The 18,959-nt window shown below is 53.7% G+C and carries 16 protein-coding genes; 6 read left to right on the forward strand and 10 right to left on the reverse strand.

Annotated elements, in window-relative coordinates; translation table 11 throughout:
• Nucleotides 1–26: 26 nt before the first annotated feature.
• The 5 genes from R6U67_RS18250 to R6U67_RS18270 form a co-directional block, all read right to left on the reverse strand.
• A complete protein-coding gene (locus R6U67_RS18250) occupies nucleotides 27–1,010 on the reverse strand; it encodes an alpha-ketoacid dehydrogenase subunit beta (protein WP_410253881.1) in 984 nt (327 codons plus the stop codon).
• 141 nt (nucleotides 1,011–1,151) lie between these two features.
• Complete coding sequence (gene gltD, locus R6U67_RS18255) at nucleotides 1,152–2,636, reverse strand: glutamate synthase small subunit (RefSeq protein ID WP_410253869.1); 1,485 nt, start codon at nucleotides 2,634–2,636, stop codon at nucleotides 1,152–1,154.
• A gap of 71 nt (nucleotides 2,637–2,707) precedes the next feature.
• Entirely contained in the window at nucleotides 2,708–7,294 is a 4,587-nt protein-coding gene (gene gltB, locus R6U67_RS18260) for a glutamate synthase large subunit (RefSeq protein WP_410253870.1), read from the reverse strand.
• Nucleotides 7,295–7,757: 463 nt separating this feature from the next.
• Entirely contained in the window at nucleotides 7,758–8,564 is an 807-nt protein-coding gene (locus R6U67_RS18265; protein WP_410253871.1) for a TIGR03943 family putative permease subunit, read from the reverse strand.
• 33 nt (nucleotides 8,565–8,597) lie between these two features.
• Nucleotides 8,598–9,053 carry a hypothetical protein gene (locus R6U67_RS18270; RefSeq protein WP_410253872.1) on the reverse strand — a complete coding sequence of 152 codons (456 nt, stop codon included), beginning with the start codon at nucleotides 9,051–9,053 and terminating at the stop codon, nucleotides 8,598–8,600.
• Nucleotides 9,054–9,274: 221 nt separating this feature from the next.
• Here R6U67_RS18270 and prfB point away from each other — a divergent pair.
• Nucleotides 9,275–10,412 (forward strand): peptide chain release factor 2 gene (prfB, locus tag R6U67_RS18275; protein ID WP_410253873.1). Its coding sequence is split into 2 segments (ribosomal slippage): nucleotides 9,275–9,346 and nucleotides 9,348–10,412, totalling 1,137 coding nucleotides; the frame shifts between segments, so codons are not numbered across the junction.
• Between the two features lie 135 nt (nucleotides 10,413–10,547).
• On the forward strand, nucleotides 10,548–11,087 hold the full coding sequence (locus R6U67_RS18280) for a DUF2459 domain-containing protein (RefSeq protein ID WP_410253874.1): 540 nt from the start codon (nucleotides 10,548–10,550) through the stop codon (nucleotides 11,085–11,087).
• Here R6U67_RS18280 and psb29 read toward each other — a convergent pair.
• The 3 genes from psb29 to hemF all read right to left on the reverse strand — a co-directional run bounded on the left by psb29 (nucleotide 11,084) and on the right by hemF (nucleotide 13,771).
• Nucleotides 11,084–11,848: a photosystem II biogenesis protein Psp29 gene (psb29, locus tag R6U67_RS18285; protein ID WP_410253875.1), complete on the reverse strand. Its 765-nt coding sequence runs from the start codon at nucleotides 11,846–11,848 to the stop codon at nucleotides 11,084–11,086. The genes R6U67_RS18280 and psb29 overlap by 4 nt on opposite strands.
• 362 nt (nucleotides 11,849–12,210) lie before the next feature.
• Complete coding sequence (locus tag R6U67_RS18290; RefSeq protein ID WP_017662097.1) at nucleotides 12,211–12,579, reverse strand: STAS domain-containing protein; 369 nt, start codon at nucleotides 12,577–12,579, stop codon at nucleotides 12,211–12,213.
• 148 nt (nucleotides 12,580–12,727) lie between these two features.
• Nucleotides 12,728–13,771 (reverse strand): oxygen-dependent coproporphyrinogen oxidase, encoded by a 1,044-nt coding sequence (gene hemF, locus R6U67_RS18295; protein ID WP_410253876.1) that lies wholly within the window; start codon nucleotides 13,769–13,771, stop codon nucleotides 12,728–12,730.
• Between the two features lie 306 nt (nucleotides 13,772–14,077).
• Here hemF and R6U67_RS18300 point away from each other — a divergent pair, with 306 nt between their 5' ends.
• From R6U67_RS18300 to R6U67_RS18315, 4 genes are all read left to right on the forward strand, one after another.
• Nucleotides 14,078–15,169, forward strand: a complete 1,092-nt coding sequence (locus tag R6U67_RS18300) for an Mrp/NBP35 family ATP-binding protein (RefSeq protein WP_410253877.1) — start codon at nucleotides 14,078–14,080, stop codon at nucleotides 15,167–15,169.
• A gap of 234 nt (nucleotides 15,170–15,403) precedes the next feature.
• Nucleotides 15,404–16,633, forward strand: a complete 1,230-nt coding sequence (gene rodA / locus R6U67_RS18305; protein WP_410253878.1) for a rod shape-determining protein RodA — start codon at nucleotides 15,404–15,406, stop codon at nucleotides 16,631–16,633.
• Nucleotides 16,634–16,692: 59 nt separating this feature from the next.
• Entirely contained in the window at nucleotides 16,693–16,884 is a 192-nt protein-coding gene (locus R6U67_RS18310) for an NAD(P)H dehydrogenase subunit NdhS (RefSeq protein ID WP_170191193.1), read from the forward strand.
• A 69-nt stretch (nucleotides 16,885–16,953) separates the two neighbouring features.
• Nucleotides 16,954–17,601 carry an HAS-barrel domain-containing protein gene (locus tag R6U67_RS18315; RefSeq protein WP_410253879.1) on the forward strand — a complete coding sequence of 216 codons (648 nt, stop codon included), beginning with the start codon at nucleotides 16,954–16,956 and terminating at the stop codon, nucleotides 17,599–17,601.
• Nucleotides 17,602–17,684: 83 nt separating this feature from the next.
• On the opposite strand, the gene R6U67_RS18320 is transcribed toward R6U67_RS18315, so the two are convergent.
• The gene (locus tag R6U67_RS18320) at nucleotides 17,685–17,996 is read right to left on the reverse strand and encodes a zinc ribbon domain-containing protein (RefSeq protein ID WP_410253882.1); all 312 of its coding nucleotides are present in this window, start codon (nucleotides 17,994–17,996) and stop codon (nucleotides 17,685–17,687) included.
• A 9-nt stretch (nucleotides 17,997–18,005) separates the two neighbouring features.
• Nucleotides 18,006–18,959: RNA-guided endonuclease InsQ/TnpB family protein (locus R6U67_RS18325; RefSeq protein WP_410253880.1), on the reverse strand; the 954-nt coding region annotated here is incomplete at its 5' end.

Consider the following 18,959-nt stretch of genomic DNA (forward strand, 5'->3'; position numbering starts at 1 on the left):
GAACCGCAAGTTTTCTTTGTTAAACGTTACACTTGCAACGCCACCATTTTCTTAACCGCCTCAACGATTTGATGAGGTTGAACAATGGTCAAGCGTTCAAGGGTTCCGTTGTAGGGCGTGGGGATATCCTGAGAAGATAGGCGCAACACCGGTGCATCGAGTTCATCAAAGAAATGATCATTGATGCTGGCCGTAATTTCAGCCCCAACCCCGCCGGTTTTCATACATTCCTCAACCACGATGACGCGGTGAGTTTTGCGAATGGACGCACCGATGGTGTCTAAGTCATAGGGTTTGAGGGAAATCAAGTCGATGATTTCTGGGTCAAACCCTTCTTTTTCAAGAGTTTTCGCGGCTTGGACACAATGATGACGCATCCGTGAGTAGGTCAACAGGGTCACTTGTGCTCCAGGGCGCACCACTTCCGCTTTATCGAGGGGAACAATGTAATCCCCATCGGGGAGGTCTTCTTTGAGGTTATAGAGCAGCACATGCTCAAAGAACAAGACCGGGTTGTTGTCACGAATGGCGGCTTTGAGTAGGCCTTTGGCATTGTAGGGGGTCGAACAGGCCACAATTTTTAGCCCCGGAACCGCCTGAAAATAGGCTTCGAGCCGTTGAGAATGTTCCGCCCCAAGCTGGCGTCCGACCCCACCGGGGCCGCGAATCACCATGGGAATGGTAAAGTTGCCGCCGGAGGTATAGCGCAACATCCCCGCATTGTTGGCAATCTGGTTAAAGGCCAGCAGGAGAAACCCCATATTCATCCCTTCGATGATGGGACGCAGGCCCGTAATGGCGGCGCCGACGGCCATACCCGTAAAACTATTTTCGGCGATGGGGGTATCTAGCAAGCGCAGCTCACCATATTTGTCGTAGAGATCTTTGGTCACTTTATAGGAGCCACCATAGTGACCGACATCTTCACCGAGGACGAAAACAGTCTCATCACGAGCCATTTCTTCGTCGATGGCTTCCTTTAAGGCGTTGAAAAATAGGGTTTCTGCCATTGCAACGGGAGTCCGAACTGGGTTATCGATATACGTTAATCCAAGCCATTCTACCCCGAGCGGGGACGCTTTGCGCGTGTCAGGAGCCGTGAGCAGCCATGGCAGAGCCATGACACGAGATCTTCCTTCAAAAAATTAACCCTAGGGGAGGTCGCTGCTGCCCATGAGGAAGCGATCGCAGGCCTGGGCTACCCCTCGCCCCTCATTAATCGCCCAAACCACCAAACTTTGACCGCGACGACAATCTCCCGCCGCAAATACATTGGGCAAACTGGTTTGATACTCCCCATGGTCTGCCTTGACATTGCTGCGGGCATCACGATCTAAACCCAGGGCATCGAGCAACGGCTGCTCTGGTCCCAAAAAGCCCATGGCTAATAGCACCAACTGGGCCGGCAACACCTTTTCTGTCCCGGCTACGTGCTGGGGAATAAACCGGCCTTGGTCATCTTTTAGCCAATTCACTTCGACAGTATGCACGGCTTTAAGCTGGCCCTGCTCATCCCCCTCAAACTTAGTTGCGGTGCGCACATAGGCGCGAGGATCAGCCCCAAACTTGGCCGCCGCTTCCTCCTGGCCGTAGTCCATGCGGTAGATTTTCGGCCATTCAGGCCAGGGGTTATTGGCGGCGCGGGTTTCCGGCGGCCGGGGCATAATTTCTAATTGAGTGACGCTATTGCAACCCTGGCGGAGCGATGTGCCGACACAATCGGTTCCCGTATCGCCACCGCCGATGATCACCACATCCTTACCCGCCGCTGAGATGAAATCACGGGTGTTTTCCCCTTCTAGCAAAGTGCGGGTGTTGCCGGTGAGAAATTCCATGGCGAAGTGAATCCCCTGCAAGTCTCGGCCTTCAATGGGCAAGTCTCGGGGTTTGGTGGCGCCGGTGCAGAGAATCACCGCATCAAATTCATTAAGCAATTGCTGGGCCGGGAGATCTTTGCCCACCTCCGTATTGCACACAAAGGTGATCCCTTCGGCTTCCAACACATCGAGGCGGCGCATCACCACCCCCTGTTTATCCAGCTTCATATTGGGGATACCGTACATCAATAGGCCACCGGGGCGATCGGCCCGTTCATACACCGTCACCCAATGGCCCGCCTGGTTGAGTTGATCCGCCGCCGCTAACCCCGCCGGGCCAGAGCCGACAATCGCCACCTTTTTGCCGGTCCGTTGACTGGGAGGCGTGGGGGTAATCCAGCCCGATTCCCAACCCTTTTCCGCAATGGCGTTTTCAATACTTTTAATCGTCACCGGCGGACTGGTAATCCCCAAAACACAGGCTCCTTCACAGGGTGCAGGGCAAACCCGGCCGGTAAATTCGGGGAAATTATTGGTTTTATGGAGGCGATCGAGAGCCTCCGACCAGAGACCCCGATAGACCAAATCATTCCATTCTGGAATCAGATTATTAATCGGGCAACCGCTGGCCATACGGCTAATTTCAATCCCCGTATGGCAAAAGGGGGTACCACAATCCATACACCGCGCCCCCTGATCCCGGAGCGCTTCCTCCGCCATAGGCAGATGAAATTCATCCCAATTGTGAATGCGATCGCTCGGGGCCACATCTTCGGCCACCTCACGCAGATATTCCATGAAGCCAGTTGGTTTTCCCATTGTTTTTTAGACGTGAACGAATAGAACGTAGGGGCGCAATGGTTGCGCCCTAGAGCATCGGAACTTGCTTTCTAACTTCCCCCAATCCGGGAAATATCACGGGCATTTTCTTCAAACGCCGCTGATAGGGCATCATCGCCACTCAAGCCGTTGGCCAAGGCATTTTGGATATGTTGCAGAACCCGCTTGTAATCCCGGGGCATCACCTTGATGAAGGTGGGGATCATACTATCCCAATTCGCCAAAACCTCTTCAGCCTTATCACTGCCGGTATAGTCTGCGTGTTTGGCGATCATCTCCCGCACCTCACGGATTTCTTCTGGGTCTTCGAGGGCTTCGAGATCCACCATTTCCCGGTTGCAACGGGTGGCAAAATCTCCCGCCTCATCGAGGATATAGGCTACGCCGCCACTCATCCCCGCCGCAAAGTTGCGGCCCGTGCGGCCGAGAATCACCACTTTGCCGCCGGTCATGTATTCGCAACCGTGATCGCCGATCGCCTCGACCACCGCACGAACGCCGGAATTGCGCACACAGAACCGCTCACCCACAACGCCGCGAATATAGGCCTCGCCACTGGTGGCTCCGTAGAAGGCCACATTACCGGCGATGATATTCTCCGCTGGGACAAAGGTGGACTTTTTCGGGGGATAGAGGATGATTTTGCCGCCGCTCAAGCCCTTGCCCAGATAATCATTGGCATCCCCTTCGAGTTCCAGGGTGACCCCTTTGGGAACGAAGGCCCCAAAACTCTGCCCGGCTGTGCCTTGGAAATGGAGATGAATGGTGCCATCGGGGAGGCCGTCCCAGTAGCGTTTGCTGATCTCGTTGCCGAGAATAGTCCCGACGACGCGGTTAATGTTGCAGATGGGTAAGGTGGCTTTGACCGCTTCTCCCCGCTCAAGGGCCGGTTGGCACAGATCCAATAGGGTTGTCATATCTAAGGATTTCGCCAAACCGTGATCCTGGGGAATCTGTGCATAGCGGCCCACCTCTGGCCCCACCTCTGGCTGATGGAGAATTTTGCTCAGGTCAATGCCCTTAGCTTTCCAATGATCCACAGCCTGTTTTTGCTCGAGGACATCGGTGCGGCCGACCATTTCATTGATGGTGCGGAAGCCTAACTGGGCCATGATCTCCCGTAATTCCATGGCCACAAAGGTCATGAAGTTAACGGTGTACTGGGGATCGCCGCTGAAATGTTTACGCAGTTCGGGGTTTTGGGTGGCGACTCCGACGGGACAGGTGTTTTTATGGCAGACCCGCATCATGATGCAGCCTAAACTGACTAGGGGTGCGGTGGAAAAGCCGTATTCTTCGGCGCCGAGGAGGGTGGCGATCGCCACATCCCGCCCGGTTTTCATTTGCCCATCGGTTTCTACGGCAATGCGACTGCGGAGGTTATTCAGAACTAGGGTTTGATGGGTTTCGGCTAACCCCAATTCCCAGGGCAAACCGGCGTGTTTAATCGAGGTTTGGGGCGAAGCGCCGGTTCCCCCGTCAAAGCCGGACACTAACACGACATCGGCATGGGCTTTGGCGACCCCAGCGGCGATGGTTCCCACGCCCACCTCGGACACGAGTTTGACACTGATCCGGGCCTCCCGGTTGGCGTTTTTGAGGTCGTGGATTAGTTCGGCGAGATCTTCAATCGAATAGATGTCATGGTGGGGTGGTGGGGAAATTAAGCCCACGCCAGGGGTGGAATGGCGCACCTTGGCGATCCAGGGATAGACCTTGAGACCGGGCAATTGGCCGCCTTCACCGGGTTTTGCCCCCTGAGCCATTTTGATTTGAATTTCCTTGGCTTGGGACAGGTACAAACTGGTGACACCAAAGCGACCGGAGGCCACCTGTTTAATGGCACTGTTTTTAGAATCTCCCTGCTCATTGGTCCAGGTGTACCGTTCGGGATCTTCGCCCCCTTCCCCGGTATTGGATTTGCCGCCGATGCGGTTCATGGCGATCGCCAAGGCTTCATGGGTTTCTTTAGAAATAGAACCATAGCTCATCGCCCCGGTTTTAAACCGCTTCATGATCGCCTCAATGGGTTCGACTTCATCGAGGGGGATGGGTTCGCGCTCTTTAAAGGTCAGCAGATCCCGTAGGCGGAATTGTTTTTTGCCTTGGTCATTCACCAGGGCTGCATATTGGCGATACCGCTCATAGTCCCCGTCTCGCGCGGCTTGTTGTAGCAGATGGATGGTTTCTGGGGCCAGTAAATGTTCTTCACCATCCTTGCGCCATTGGTATTCACCCCCGACATCCAGGGTTGGAGTTGCATCGGGGCGATCGCGAAAGCCCGCATGGTGACGTTGCAGGGCTTCAGCGGCAATCACGCCCAAATCGATCCCTTCCAAGCGAGAAGCAGTCCAGGAGAAATAGGTATCCACGACGCTGTGGTGCAGGCCGATGGCCTCGAAAATTTGCGCCCCGCGATAGCTTTGGATCGTGGAGATGCCAATTTTTGAGCCGATTTTAATCACGCCCTTGGTAGCCGCTTTGACGTAGTTTTTCAGCGCTGTTTTAGCGTCTATCCCTTTCAGCAATCCGTCCTGAATCAGGGTTTCAATGCTTTCAAAGGCCACATAGGGGTTAATGGCACCGCAACCATAGCCCAACAGCACTGCAAAATGATGCACTTCGCGGGGTTCGCCGGATTCGAGGACTAGGCCGACGCGGGTGCGGGTTCCATTGCGGATGAGGTGGTGGTGCAGGCCCGACACGGCTAACAGGGCGGGAATCGGGGCATGGCTCTGATCTAGACCGCGATCGCTCAAAATGAGGATATTTTTACCAGCGGCGATCGCCTCATCGGCGGCAGTAAACAGAGTCTCTAACGCGGTCTGCAACCCGTCCACCCCTTGACTGGCCTCAAACAAAATCGGTAGGGTTTGGGATTGGAACCCTCGCAGATTCACCCCTTTTAACTGAGCCAGTTCCGCATTGGTGAGAATGGGGGTGGGGAGTTGGATCAGTTGACAGCTTTGGGGTTCGGGTTTCAGCAGGTTGCCCTCGGAGCCGATGGTGGTGATGGCAGAGGTGATAATTGCTTCTCGGATTGAATCAATGGGGGGGTTGGTGACTTGGGCAAACAGTTGTTGGAAATAGTCGTAAAGCAGTTTCGGGCGATCGGACAGGGCCGCTAAGGGGGTATCCGTCCCCATCGCGCCTACCGCTTCGACACCATTTTGAGCCATGGGGCTGATCAACAGCCGCAATTCCTCAAAGGTGTAGCCAAAGGCCTTTTGATGGGCCAACAGGTCTGATTTGAGGTTAGGCGCCGGTTCCGCCGCCGGTAAATCGGCTAAATCCACCCGGTATTGATTTAACCAATCCCGGTAGGGGTGGGCGCTGGTGATGTCCTGTTTAATTTCTTCATCGGCCACAATCCGCCCCTGCTCCATATCCACCAGGAACATTCGCCCAGGTTCGAGGCGACCCTTGAAGGCAACTCGCTCTGGCTCAATGGGCAATACCCCGGCTTCGGAGGCCATAATCACCAAATCATCATGGGTGACGTAGTAGCGGGAGGGGCGCAAACCGTTGCGATCCAACACTGCCCCCATCATGGTGCCATCGGTGAAGGCAATGGACGCGGGACCATCCCAGGGTTCCATCAAGCAGGCGTGGTATTCATAAAAGGCCTTGCGCTCATCGCTCATGGATTCATTGGCGGCCCAGGGTTCGGGGATCATCATCATCATGGCGTGGGGCAATGACCGACCCGCCAAGGTCATGAGTTCCAGGGTGTTGTCAAAAATGGCGGAATCACTGCCGTCCATATCGATGATGGGCTGGATGGCTTTGAGGCTGTCGCCAAACAGTTCTGAGGCGAAGAGGCTTTGGCGGGCGTGCATCCAGTTGATGTTGCCCCGGAGGGTGTTGATTTCGCCGTTGTGGGCGATGTAGTGGTAGGGGTGAGAGCGCTCCCAACTGGGGAAGGTGTTGGTGCTGAAGCGTGAATGCACCAAACCGAGGGCGCTGGTAAACCGTTCATCGTTCAAATCGGGGAAATAGCCGCGCACCTGAGGCGGGGTGAGCATCCCTTTATAGACGATGGTGCGGCTGGACACACTGGTGGAATACCAGGATGTATCGACGCCGGAGCGATGAATTTCGTGGTGCGATCGCTTGCCAATCACATACAATTTACGCTCGAACCCCAAATCATCGGCAATATCGGGGTTGCGACCCATAAACACTTGTTGGATAAACGGCTCACTGTTCCGTGCCGTTTGGCCCAAATCGCTATGGTCGGTTGGCACATCCCGCCAACCGAGGACGGTTTGCCCTTCTTCTGTGACGATTTTTTCAAAGATGTCTCGACCCTTTTGGCGAATCCCCGGATCCCGGCTGGCAAAAAACATCCCTACGCCGTACTGGCCCGGAGCCGGAAGCGTGATCCCCAGGTCCTGGGCTGCCGCTTGGAGAAAGTTGTGGGGCAGTTGGGTGAGAATCCCCGCTCCATCTCCGCTGTTGGGTTCGGCCCCTACGGCTCCCCGGTGTTCGAGGTTGACTAGGATCGTTAGGGCTTGATCAACAATGCTGTGCGATCGCACTCCCTTCATCTGCACGATGAACCCAACCCCGCAGGCATCATGCTCTAGCTGTGGATCGTATAAGCCTTGTTGTCGTGGTTGTTTGATATTAGTCATGGATGCAATTCGTGAAGGGAAACAGTGATTCGCAAAGGTAGAGATACGGTCTGAGTTTTAGAATTCTCGCTCTAAAAGCTGGAAAAGGCGATCATTCTTAATAAAATGATCAAATTTAAGTGGCATAGCCTCGTCATCTGTTGTTGCAAATTGTTGCAGATTGTTGCAGAGGTTAGTCAAGCTGTGATTATGGGCAAACGATGACATCAAAACTATACCCAGTCTGACATTACTCCATTTTTATTGTCAGGAAAAATAGTTTTTTCACTGTAAAATTGGTCACAAAATCCGATCTCCTTGACCGATCTAGGATCGCGAGAGTTGAGAAAGAATAATCAACTGTCGATCGCTACTATCGATCGCTACTGTCGATGGCTACTGTCGATCGCGGCTCTAAGGCAAATCTTGATTTAGCCTGATTGAGCTTGAGGTTAGGCAAGAATTTCCCTTGCAGGCTATGTAGTTAATAGCCGTAAGGGTCGTCAGGTTCGGGGATGGGTTCTAGGCTCTCGGCGGCGATAATGACTTGGCGGCGGTCTTCAAGGCGGCCGGACTTCATTTCCCCGCGAATTTGCACCCAACTATCGGGTTCAAAGTCTTGGCGGGAGGTTCCGGGGGGAAGTTGCACGGGAAGCCCGACGGGATAGGCGTCGGCAGCGCAACAGGTAATCATGAACCGGGCCACAATCATTAGGTTGTCGTCCAAGTCGGGGGGATGGACGATAAAGCCGTCAACGTTGACGGGATCTCCGGCGTAAGCGTCGGGTTCGGGATAGACGCTGAGGGTCCGGGTCCAGTCGACGATGCTGCGGTCTTCGGGGTTGTTGGCCCCCCGGAAGCTCTCGGGTTCTACCCGTGTCATGGAGAGAAAGTCGGTGACGCCGCGATCGAGGGCCACTTGGCTGGCGAAGGGACGCGGGGTAAAGACGAGGGCGATGCAGGCTGAGGCCAGCAGTAGACCGGTACTCCAGCCGGGGGGAAAGAGGCTGATATGTTGTTGAGGGGCTTCGGGACTCCCTCGCCGCGATCGCAGTTGTAGGGCTTTCCAGGCTGCAATGAGCAAAAAGCAAATCCCGGCGAGAATACAGAGCCAGGCGTAGGCGGGATGGATGAGAATCCGCAGTTTCCCGGTTAGCCAATACTGCATCATCACCACTCCCCAAAGAAAGAGGGTGATGATATCTAACCAGATTACCCAGTTCTGAAGCCGGGGGGAACGCGATCGCCCCGGAGGCTTGGCCGGAGGCTTGGACCGAGAGGGAGTCACCATAGAATAAACGGCTAGGATACGGCTAGGATACGGCTAGGATAACGCTTCGGTCATGAGAACGAGGGGTTGGAGTTCATGGTCGTCTTGGGCGCTGACATGGTCGGCGATGCGATCGCGGATGGTTTGCGCCATAATCCGGTTAATTTTACGGACACTGGAGCGCCCATCGAGTTGATAGAGGACTTCATAGACCCGTTGCACTTGAGTTTTACGGGTTTTGGGGTCGGTGATGGTCTTTTTCTTTTTGCGGGTGTAGACGGCGGGTTTTTCGGCTCGTCCCCAATAGAGTTTATAGATGTCGCGATCGAGGTTGGCGACGCAGCGGATTTGGGGGAGTGAGGGGATATCCAGGCTCATGGACCCATCTTCGAGGCGATGAATCTGGAAATAGCCCCAATGTTTTTCTTGACGGGCGATGGCTCGATCAATAGCCAGTTTCAGTTGCATCAGAACGTCGTCGTCGCGGAGGGTGTCAGGGGTGAAGGTCATAAAAGGCAAGAGGCAAGAGGCAAGAGGCAAGAGGGGGAATGGGGAACAGGGAACAGGGAACAGGGAACAGGGAATAGGGAATAGGGAACAGGGAACAGGGAACAGGGAATGGGGAACAGGGTGTTCCTAATTCTATCAGTTTGGTCCTGTCTTGTCGGACTCGTTGACGGGGTATGGCACAATGGCGATCGAGACCTTTTGAGAGAACGTTGACTGATTCTATGGAACTTTCGCAATTGAAACAGGAACTTCAACTGTTGTCGGAACGCCTGGGTAAAACCCAGGAGTATCTTTGACCTACCTGCACTGACGGCCAAAATTAAAGATTTAGAACAACTGGCGACCCAGCCGGATTTCTGGGATGATGCCGATCGCGCTCAGCAGATTATGCAGGATCTCAATGACCTCAAATCCAATCTGGAGCAGTATGACACCTGGGTTGAGAGTTTGGAAAATGCTCAAACGGTGGTGGAACTGCTGGCTGATGAGGAGGATACGTTTGATGAGGGGTTGATGGCTGAGGCGGTGCAAACCTTAACGCGCTTGAACCGGGAGTTGGAACAATGGGAGTTTCAACAGATGCTCTCGGGTGAGTATGACAAAGGCGGTGCGGTGTTGACCATCAATGCTGGGGCCGGTGGTACGGATGCTCAGGATTGGGCGCAGATGTTGCTGCGGATGTATACCCGTTGGGGAGAACAACAGGGCTATCGGGTTGAGACGATGGAACTGTCGGAAGGGGATGAAGCCGGGATTAAGTCGGTCACTCTGGAGATTCGGGGCCGTTACGCCTATGGTTATCTCAAGTCGGAGAAGGGAACTCATCGTTTGGTTCGTATCTCGCCCTTTAACGCCAATGGGAAACGCCAAACCAGTTTTGCTGGGGTGGAAGTGATGCCGATTTTGGATGGTTCGGTGACGCTGGATATTCCGGATACGGATCTCGAAATTACCACCTCGCGCTCGGGGGGTAAGGGCGGACAGAATGTGAATAAGGTCGAGACGGCGGTGCGGGTGTTGCATAAGCCGTCGGGGCTGGCGGTGCGCTGTACTCAGGAGCGATCGCAGCTTCAGAATAAGGAGAAGGCCTTGGCGTTACTGAAGGCGAAACTTCTGGTGATTGCTGAGTCGCAACGGTTAGAGGAGATTGCTGAGATTCGCGGTGATATGGTTGAAGCCGCCTGGGGGAACCAAATCCGCAATTATGTCTTCCATCCTTATCAGATGGTGAAGGATTTACGCACGGGTGTAGAAACGACCCAGGTTGATGATGTGATGAATGGGGAACTTGACCCCTTTATTGAGGCCTATCTGCGTCAGGATAATCAGCTTGTGGAGGCGGTGGCGACTCAACCTTAGGCGATCGCCCAGTCCTGTTACCATAAAATCAAAAATATGTCAACCCCCAATTCCCTAAAAACCAGGGTACTGAGGATAAACCGCTTCATTGCCGGGTTTATCGTCCTTGGGGGACTTTTTCTTAGTCTTGCTCTTTTGGCTCCTATTCCGGCACGAATTACGCCTCCCACGCCTCTGAATGACCCGGTGACGGTCTGGGTGATTGGCTATCCGGTCACGCCCCTGTTCTATCACAACAGTTTGATGTTGCCGGATGAGTCGGGGGAATGGCGGGAATACTCCTTCGGCGATCGCGCGGTCTATGCCAACAATCAGGGACGACTGATCAATCTGGCCCAGGCGGTTCTCTATCCCACTCCTGCCGTTTTCGGACGACAGACGTTTGATTCGACGCAATGGCAGCAACGTCAACAGCGAAGCCGCGATGGGGGACAACGGTTGCGTCTGCACGTCGAGCGATCGCGGGTCAGGGCGCTACTCGACCAATTAGAGCAACGTTATCACGCCGCCGAGGTCACGCCTCAATACAATCCCAAAGTTGATTTATACTTCGTCCCCGATGAGCGGTACTATGCCGGTTGGCAGACCTGCAACCATATCGTTGCCCGCTGGCTGCGCCAGCTTGACTGCCAAATTCGGGGTTGGGTCTTTTCGGGTCAATTTAAGCTGAACTAGCTCTTAGGTTCAGATTCCTGGCTCTCTGGGGTGCTGTTGTCCTTCTTTTCAGACGACTCAGATGGGTCGGGTTTGGCTGCTTTTTCGGCTTTGGCGGCCTCCCGTTCGGCTCGCTTCTTGCGATCGGCTTCTAAGATATCAGCCATAACGCTTTGAGCCTGTTCCATTTTCTCTAAGTTACCGCGATAGAGTTCCAAGTCTTTACGCAGCTTCTCGTCAGGAACCTTGAGGCTGGCCCCCAATTGGTTGAGAATATCGGCGAGTTGCTTGTCTTGACTGAGTAACTCAGCGTCGATGGCTTCAATGGCGCTGAGTAAGCCAATGGCCAGGAGACGACAATACTTAAAGTTTTCTCCGGCGGCAAACTGACGAATTTGTTGCACAAAGGCGTTATCGGCGCGGCTGGAGTCCGCTTCACTGGCCATGGCCAACAAATCCTCCTTGGACAGCTGCGCGGCCGCTTCACGTATCATCGCCGCATCGCGATGATATTGGTCAGGATCACCGCCGGTGGCCCGACAGAGTGCGGCAAAGATAGAGTCGCGATCTTGCTCTGGCCGGTAGCCGTTCATGAAGCGATCGAACGCTGAAACGACCCCGAGGGCATAGACCGGATTATAGGTAAAATCTACATTGACCGAGAGCAAGTGCATCTCGACCATCATTTCCTCGACCACACGACGATACAGGGAATTGATCGGACGAGTGTGAGTTTTATAAAAATCTCGTTTAGTATCGGAGACAGTACGAACGTTATCCACGGGGCGTTAGGGGAAGATTCAAGTTAGTTTACATTTTGACGGTTTCACGACGATTTGCCAAGTCTAGGAGGCTGAAATCGTATCAAACGTGACCGATTGGCTGGTGAGAACCGTTGGCTGGCAATCTTCGAGGAATGGGAGCGAGAGCCAAGTGTGCCAAGGGGTTGAGTCTCGTCTCGGGGCCAACCTCTCCACGCCACCTCCCTCAATCGAGGGAGAGTCGGGGGAAATCGCCCGCTCAGTTCAACAAGAGACAGCCCCCAAGCAGCGATGCTGAGGAGATAACATCCCTCAAGCTGCTGTTGGGGTGATCAGCCCTTGGACTCAAGCGGGCGATTTGAGAGCGCGGAAGGAAGGCTAAACTAGCTGGCAACGTTACGGGGAACTCCCTCTAGGGCTTCTTCTTCCGTCTCAAAAATTTCGAAGACCGAATCCATCATCGTGACTTCAAACACGAGTTTTGCTTCTGGGTGAACATTGCAAATTCGGAAACTACCTTTAACTTTGTCGGCGTCGCGCATTCCGGCCACCAAAGACGTCAGCCCTGAACTGTCAATAAAATTGACTTGTCCAAGGTTGACGACGACATGGCGGCTGAGTTTGGAAATGCACTCCTGAAGCTTGAGGCGAAACTGCCAAGCCGTCGTGATATCCAGTCGTCCGGCTGGTGCCAGAACGATGACAGTTGTCCCGTCTTGAGTGGTATGAGTTTTCTGCTCGATGTGGATCACTGACCCTTCCTCGCACTTACTAACAATGGGGATTCACGGGCGGTGAGAAACCGGACTCGGAACACTCCCCTGTTGGCATACACTACCAGATTAGTGACGATTCAGCTTCACCCCCCACGGAGATTCCCCTAGTTAGTGTCATCCTAACCTAGATTGACTCAGACGTAGCAGTGGAGTTGGCCCAATCTTGGGGTTTGAGGAATTCCTCGTAGAGTTGAGCTTCGGGAGTTCCGGGTTCGGGTTCATAGCCGTATTCCCAGCGAACTAAGGGCGGGAGGGACATGAGGATGGATTCGGTCCGTCCGTTGGTTTGCAGGCCGAAGATGGTTCCGCGATCATAGACGAGGTTAAATTCCACGTAGCGGCCCCGTCGGTACAGTTGGAAGTTGCGTTCGCGATCGCCGTACTCCAGGCCACGACGACGCTCAACGATGGGTTCGTAGGCGGGAAGGAAGGACTGGCCGCAGGATTGGGCTAGGCCAAAGAGGGATTCCCAATCGCGGGGTTCGATGTCCCCGAGTTTTTGGCTATACTCGGCGGCGGGGCCGTCGGGATCGGGACCGCGATAGAGTTGGCCTTGGCCGTCTTGGTAGTCGAAGAAGATTCCGCCAACGCCGCGCATTTCTTGGCGGTGTTTGAGGTAGAAGTATTCGTCGCACCACTGTTTGAAGACGGGATAGTATTCGTTGTGGTGGCGATCGCAGGCGGTTTTCAGGGTTTTATGGAAGTGAGCGGCGTCTTCGGCGAAGGGATAGTAGGGGGTTAAGTCGGCCCCACCGCCAAACCACCAGACGGGACCGGCTTCAAAGTAGCGATAGTTGAGGTGGACGGTGGGAATGTAGGGGCTACGGGGATGCAGGACCATGGAGGTTCCGGTGGCGTAAAATCCATGGCCTTCGGCTTCGGGCCGTTGTTTGAGAATTGAGGGGGGGAGTTTGTCGCCAAAGACTTCTGAGAAGTTGACTCCTCCTTGTTCAAAAACGTTTCCTTCACGAATCACCCGCGATCGCCCGCCGCCGCCTTCGGGACGTTCCCAGGTATCTTCGCGAAATTGACCGCCGCCATCAATGCGTTCTAAGCCAGCACAGATACTATCTTGCAGCTCTTTCATAAAGGCACTAATTCGGGACTGGGAATCTTCTGGGGGACGAGTTGACTGGGGTGAGATGGAAGGCGTTGACGTTGAACTCATGATTTTTGTTAAGAAAAGTTGCAGTAAGCTACGAAACATTACAAAAGGCTGCGATCGCCCAGCGAGCGAGGGCGGCTGAGGCAAAGCGCTAGACCGTTCTCCTCGCCGTTGATCTCGGGTCAACCCTTGTCAATGCTAGGCTAGAGGGAACGGCCATCCCGCATTATAGAGAATGGTCTTGAACATTTTCATCGTTGTTCAAAAATGTATAGTTTTAATAATAAAACGATACAAGGCTAAACCCTAGCCCCAAAGCCGTCCCTATTGGAACACATCTGGCAAACCCAAACAGAAGAGGAGACATCTGTGAACTTGACTTCAAGTAATGCACTGACCCCTGACGCCGTACTCAAGGTCCTACAACCGGTTCAAGATCCCGAACTCAATAAGAGTCTGGTGGACTTGAACATGATCCGCCAGGTCACCATTGACGGTGGAGTCGTCAGTTTTACCCTGGTGTTAACCACTCCAGCCTGTCCGCTACGGGAGTTCATTGTCGAGGATTGCGAAAAAGCGGTGCGAACTCTACCCGGCGTCGAACAGGTGCAGGTTGAGGTGACCGCAGAAACCCCGAAACAGCCCTCACTCCCCGATCGCCAAGGCATTGATGGCGTCAAAAATATCATTGCTATCTCCAGCGGTAAGGGAGGCGTCGGCAAAACCAGTGTCGCCGTCAACATCGCCGTGGCCCTAGCCCAAACTGGCGCCAAAATCGGACTCCTCGATGCCGATATCTATGGCCCCAATGGTCCGAATATGCTCGGTCTCGGCGATGCTAAAGTCATGGTGCGCGAAGGGGCTGACGGCAAGGAAGTCCTAGAACCGGCCTTCAATCATGGCGTTAAACTGGTGTCCATGGCCTTCCTGATTGACAAGGATCAGCCCGTGATTTGGCGCGGCCCAATGCTCAATGGCGTGATTCGTCAATTTCTCTATCAGGTGCAATGGGGGGAACTCGATTATCTGATCGTGGATATGCCCCCAGGAACCGGCGACGCTCAACTCACCCTGGCTCAAGCGGTTCCTATGGCTGGGGCGGTCATTGTCACGACGCCGCAAACCGTGGCGCTGCTTGACTCGCGCAAGGGCTTAAAAATGTTTGAACAGCTAGGGGTTCCCGTTTTAGGCATCATCGAGAATATGAGCTATTTTATCCCCCCGGATCTCCCCGATCGCCAGTATGATATTTTCGGCTCCGGTGGCGGCGAGAAAACGGCCACGGAACTCAATGTCCCGCTTCTGGGACGGGTTCCCTTGGAAATTCCGCTACGAGAAGGCGGAGATGCGGGGATTCCCATTGTCGTCTCTCACCCTGAGTCTGCCTCGGCTCAAGAGTTGATGCGCGCGGCCAAACAAGTGGCGGCCAAAGTCTCGGTGGCTGCCTTCTCGAATCGCTAGGACACGATTCACTAGGACACGATTCACTAGGACACCATCAGGAGACGGCCAGGCGTAGGGGCGTAACACCTTACTCTTGCCCGAAGAGGGCGACCAAAGACCAAAGGTACGCCCCTACGTCTTGCCTCTTGCCTCTTGCCTCTTGCCTCTTGCCTCTTGCCTCTTGCCTCTTGCCTCTTGCCTCTTGCCTCTTGCCTTCTTCTCCCCTGTTCCCTGTTCCCCTAACATCCATCTATGGTCAACCGTAATTGGTTACAAGCTTGGCAGTCCATTGACTGGACGTTACTCATCCTTTGTATTGGCTTAACCGTCTATGCCGGATTGGTGATTCGTAGTAGCCAGCTTACCTTGGAGTACACCGAATGGTGGCAACATTGGCTGACGGGCGCGATTGGTGTGGCCATCGCCCTGGTTATTGCCCGCTGGCGCTATGAAATCCTGGTTCAATGGACTTGGATTATCTATGTCATCACGAATTTGTCCCTGATTGCCGTGATGGTCTTAGGAACCACGGCCCTGGGGGCGCAACGTTGGATTACGATTGGTGGCTTTAATATCCAGCCGTCGGAGTTTGCCAAGTTGGGGCTAATTATTACCCTGGCGACGATGCTGGAAGGGCGAACGGCGGCTAACTTCCCGACGGTGTTGAAGAGTTTGGCGGTGGCGGCTGTTCCTTGGTCGTTGGTCTTTTTGCAACCGGATTTAGGAACCTCTTTGGTGTTTGGGGCCATTACCTTGGGGATGCTGTATTGGGCGAATGCGAATCCGGGTTGGTTGCTGTTGTTGGTGTCGCCGATGATTTCGGCCATCTTGTTTAGTTTGCTGCTGCCGGTGTGGTTTATTTGGGTGGCTGGGATGGCGGTTATTGCTTGGCTGACGATTCCGGGACGCTGGTTGGGGGCGATCGCAGCGTTAACGGTCAATTTGGTGTCTGGACGCTTAGGGGAGGTGCTATGGGACTTGCTCAAACCCTATCAGAAAGACCGGATTGTGCTATTTCTCGATCCGAGTCGTGATCCTCTCGGCGGCGGCTATCACTTGATTCAATCCCGCATTGCGATTGGTTCGGGGGAACTGTGGGGACGCGGTTTAGGCCAGGGAACCCAAACCCAGGGCGGTTTTATCCCGGAGCAACATACGGACTTCATTTTCTCGGCGGTGGGCGAGGAATGGGGGTTTGTCGGGGCGATCGTGGTCTTGTTTGTTTTTTGGCTGATTTGTTTGCGTTTGGTGATTATTGCCCAAACGGCGAAGGATAATTTTGGCTCCTTATTGGCGGTGGGGGTGTTGTCGATGTTGGTGTTTCAGGTGATCGTCAATGTCAGTATGACGATTGGTTTAGCCCCGGTGACGGGGATTCCGCTGCCCTGGATGAGTTATGGGCGATCGGCCTTGCTGACGAATTTCCTGGCGGTGGGGTTAGTCGAGTCGGTGATCAATCACCGACAGCGGTTAAAGTTCTAGCGGGGGCGCTCTGGTGGGCTAAAATCGGGATGGTGAATTAGCGAAAAGACAAAGGACTTATGATTCTGCCTGGATCGGCTGTGGAAGTGATTAACCCTGAAGACACCTATTACCGCTTCAAAGGCTCGGTGCAACGAGTCAGTGACGGTAAGGCGGCGGTCTTGTTTGAGGGAGGAAATTGGGATCATTCGGTGACGTTTTTACTCTCGGAGTTGGAGTTAGTCGACGCCAAGGCTGGACGCAAGAAGTAGGGGCAAATCCTTGTGGTGGCCCCGCTTGTGGTGGCCCCGCTTGTGGTCTCTCAAACCCTAGGATAGTGTATGGTTCGTTTACCTCTACCCCAATTTTCCGAGAATCCGGGCGATCGCGGCGATCGCTTTGCGGAGGTCATTGAGACGGCGACGACGGAGTTTTTGGCGCAATGTCTCGATGGGGATGAGTTACGCTTCCCGACGATGCCTCCCTTTGGCAGTTGGGTGAAGGCGGTGGATGAGGAGTCGGGGAATCCCATTTATGGGGTGGTGTATCATGCCACAACCACCCCCATTGATTCGGTTCATCGCGCTCAGGCCTTGGGGATGTCGTTGGAGGAGTTACGCGATCGCCAACCCCAGATTTTCGCCATGTTAAAGACGGAATTTCGGGCGGCGATCGTCGGGTTTGTGGTGCCGGAGTCGGGCCAGGTGTATCAATATCTGCCGCCGCGTCCTCCCCAGATTCACCAAGGGGTGGCCTATTGCACGCCGGAGGAGGTGATTGACTTCAGTGAGGGGTTAGACTTCCTACGGACGCTGTTAGAGGTGGGAAATGCCCCGGTTGAGGCGTTGACGGCGGCAGCAGTTCGTGAGATTTACCAAATTCGTAAAACGGAGCGGGAGTGGTTGGTTCGGGCGGGACGCACGTTAAGTTTGCTGCTCAAGGACGACTACGATCGCCTACGCTTGATTCTCGGACAAATTCATCCTTAGATATTCATCAGGGGAGTTGGGGAATTAGAGTTTGACACTCTCGGCGAATCACGCGACGGAGATTCTTCCTTCAGCGAGCCAACTTACCCTGACCGGCTTTCGCCAGCCAAGATAGAGGTTAATTCTCCAGAAGCGTTGCCGGCATTAAATACAGAGGTTTCGACGTGCCCCGTCGTACCCAATCCTGAGTTAAGGATGTTAATAGCTGCGTTGTGGTCTCGATCTAACTTACATCCACACTGACAAACCTGTGTCCTTGTGGATAAAGATTTTTTAACGAGAGTGCCACAACGAGAGCATTGCTGAGACGTGTAAGCCGGGTTCACCGCAATTGTGACCCGTCCAAACACCCTGGCAAAATAGTGAACTACCGCTATTGAATCAAAGATTACAATAGCGGCTTCCTACCCAACAGATTGCCCAACCGTAGACTTCTTACGTCCTCTACGGTTAGGTCTTACATCTGGACAATAGGCTTGGCCCCGCGTCCCGCAGGTCAAGAGTCGTAGTCCCTCTTTTTTGAGGTTGATGGCTGCATTGAGATCTCGATCATGACTCGTCCCACAGTGAGAACAAGTCCAATTTCTGACATCTAGTGACAGACTATCGATTTGATTCAAGCAAACGTTGCAGGTTTTAGAAGAGGGGAAGAATCTGTCAACTTCAATGTAGATCTTCCCTTCCTGCTCGGCTTTGTACTTTAGCATGGTCAAAAACATTCCCCAACCGACCTGGCTGATTGCCTTAGCCAGGTTGGGGTTCTTGACCATACCTTTGACATTGAGGTTTTCCACACAGATGACTTGGTTTTCGTCGACTATCCTACGCGACAGCTTGTGTAGGAAATCCTCCCGGCAACGTGCGACTTTATTATGCACCCTAGCTACCTTCTTTCGTGCTTTATTTCGGTTGTTAGACCCTTTTTGTTTTCTCGATAAGTCTTGCTGCTTGCGTTTCAGGTTACACTTATGTTTAGCCATCCATCTTGGATTGTTAAACTTAGACCCATCGGACGTTACAGCAAAATGATTTAATCCAAGGTCTACACCGATGGCTTTTCCCTCGGTGGATGAATCTGGATTGGGTTTTCCATCTTCAAAGAGAATGGAAGCAAAATATTGGTCGCAGCGATTTTTGGTAACTGTAACGGTTTTGAGTTTGCCCTCTATTGGTCGATGAAGAACCGCTTTAACTTCCCCAATCTTTGGTAGCTTCAAGGCGTTCTCCAACACCTTGACATTTTGAGGATACTGGATGGATTGTTTGCCGTGTTTGGACTTAAATCGCGGATACCTGGCCCGCTTCTCAAAGAAGTTGTTAAAAGCGGTTCCCAGGTTAATGCAAACCTGTTGAAGGCA

It is taken from the genome of Sodalinema sp. (genome assembly GCF_046483825.1).
Taxonomy (GTDB): domain Bacteria; phylum Cyanobacteriota; class Cyanobacteriia; order Cyanobacteriales; family Geitlerinemataceae; genus Sodalinema.

Excerpts from the sequence above, each read along its gene's own strand:
- gltD (WP_410253869.1), bottom strand. The coding sequence starts at position 2,636 with ATGGGAAAACCAACTGGCTTCATGGAATATCTGCGTGAGGTGGCCGAA.
- R6U67_RS18270 (WP_410253872.1), bottom strand. The coding sequence starts at position 9,053 with ATGACCTTCACCCCTGACACCCTCCGCGACGACGACGTTCTGATGCAA.
- R6U67_RS18250 (WP_410253881.1), bottom strand. The coding sequence starts at position 1,010 with ATGGCAGAAACCCTATTTTTCAACGCCTTAAAGGAAGCCATCGACGAA.
- gltB (WP_410253870.1), bottom strand. The coding sequence starts at position 7,294 with ATGACTAATATCAAACAACCACGACAACAAGGCTTATACGATCCACAG.
- R6U67_RS18265 (WP_410253871.1), bottom strand. The coding sequence starts at position 8,564 with ATGGTGACTCCCTCTCGGTCCAAGCCTCCGGCCAAGCCTCCGGGGCGA.
- R6U67_RS18315 (WP_410253879.1), top strand. The coding sequence starts at position 16,954 with ATGGTTCGTTTACCTCTACCCCAATTTTCCGAGAATCCGGGCGATCGC.
- hemF (WP_410253876.1), bottom strand. The coding sequence starts at position 13,771 with ATGAGTTCAACGTCAACGCCTTCCATCTCACCCCAGTCAACTCGTCCC.
- rodA (WP_410253878.1), top strand. The coding sequence starts at position 15,404 with ATGGTCAACCGTAATTGGTTACAAGCTTGGCAGTCCATTGACTGGACG.
- R6U67_RS18310 (WP_170191193.1), top strand. The coding sequence starts at position 16,693 with ATGATTCTGCCTGGATCGGCTGTGGAAGTGATTAACCCTGAAGACACC.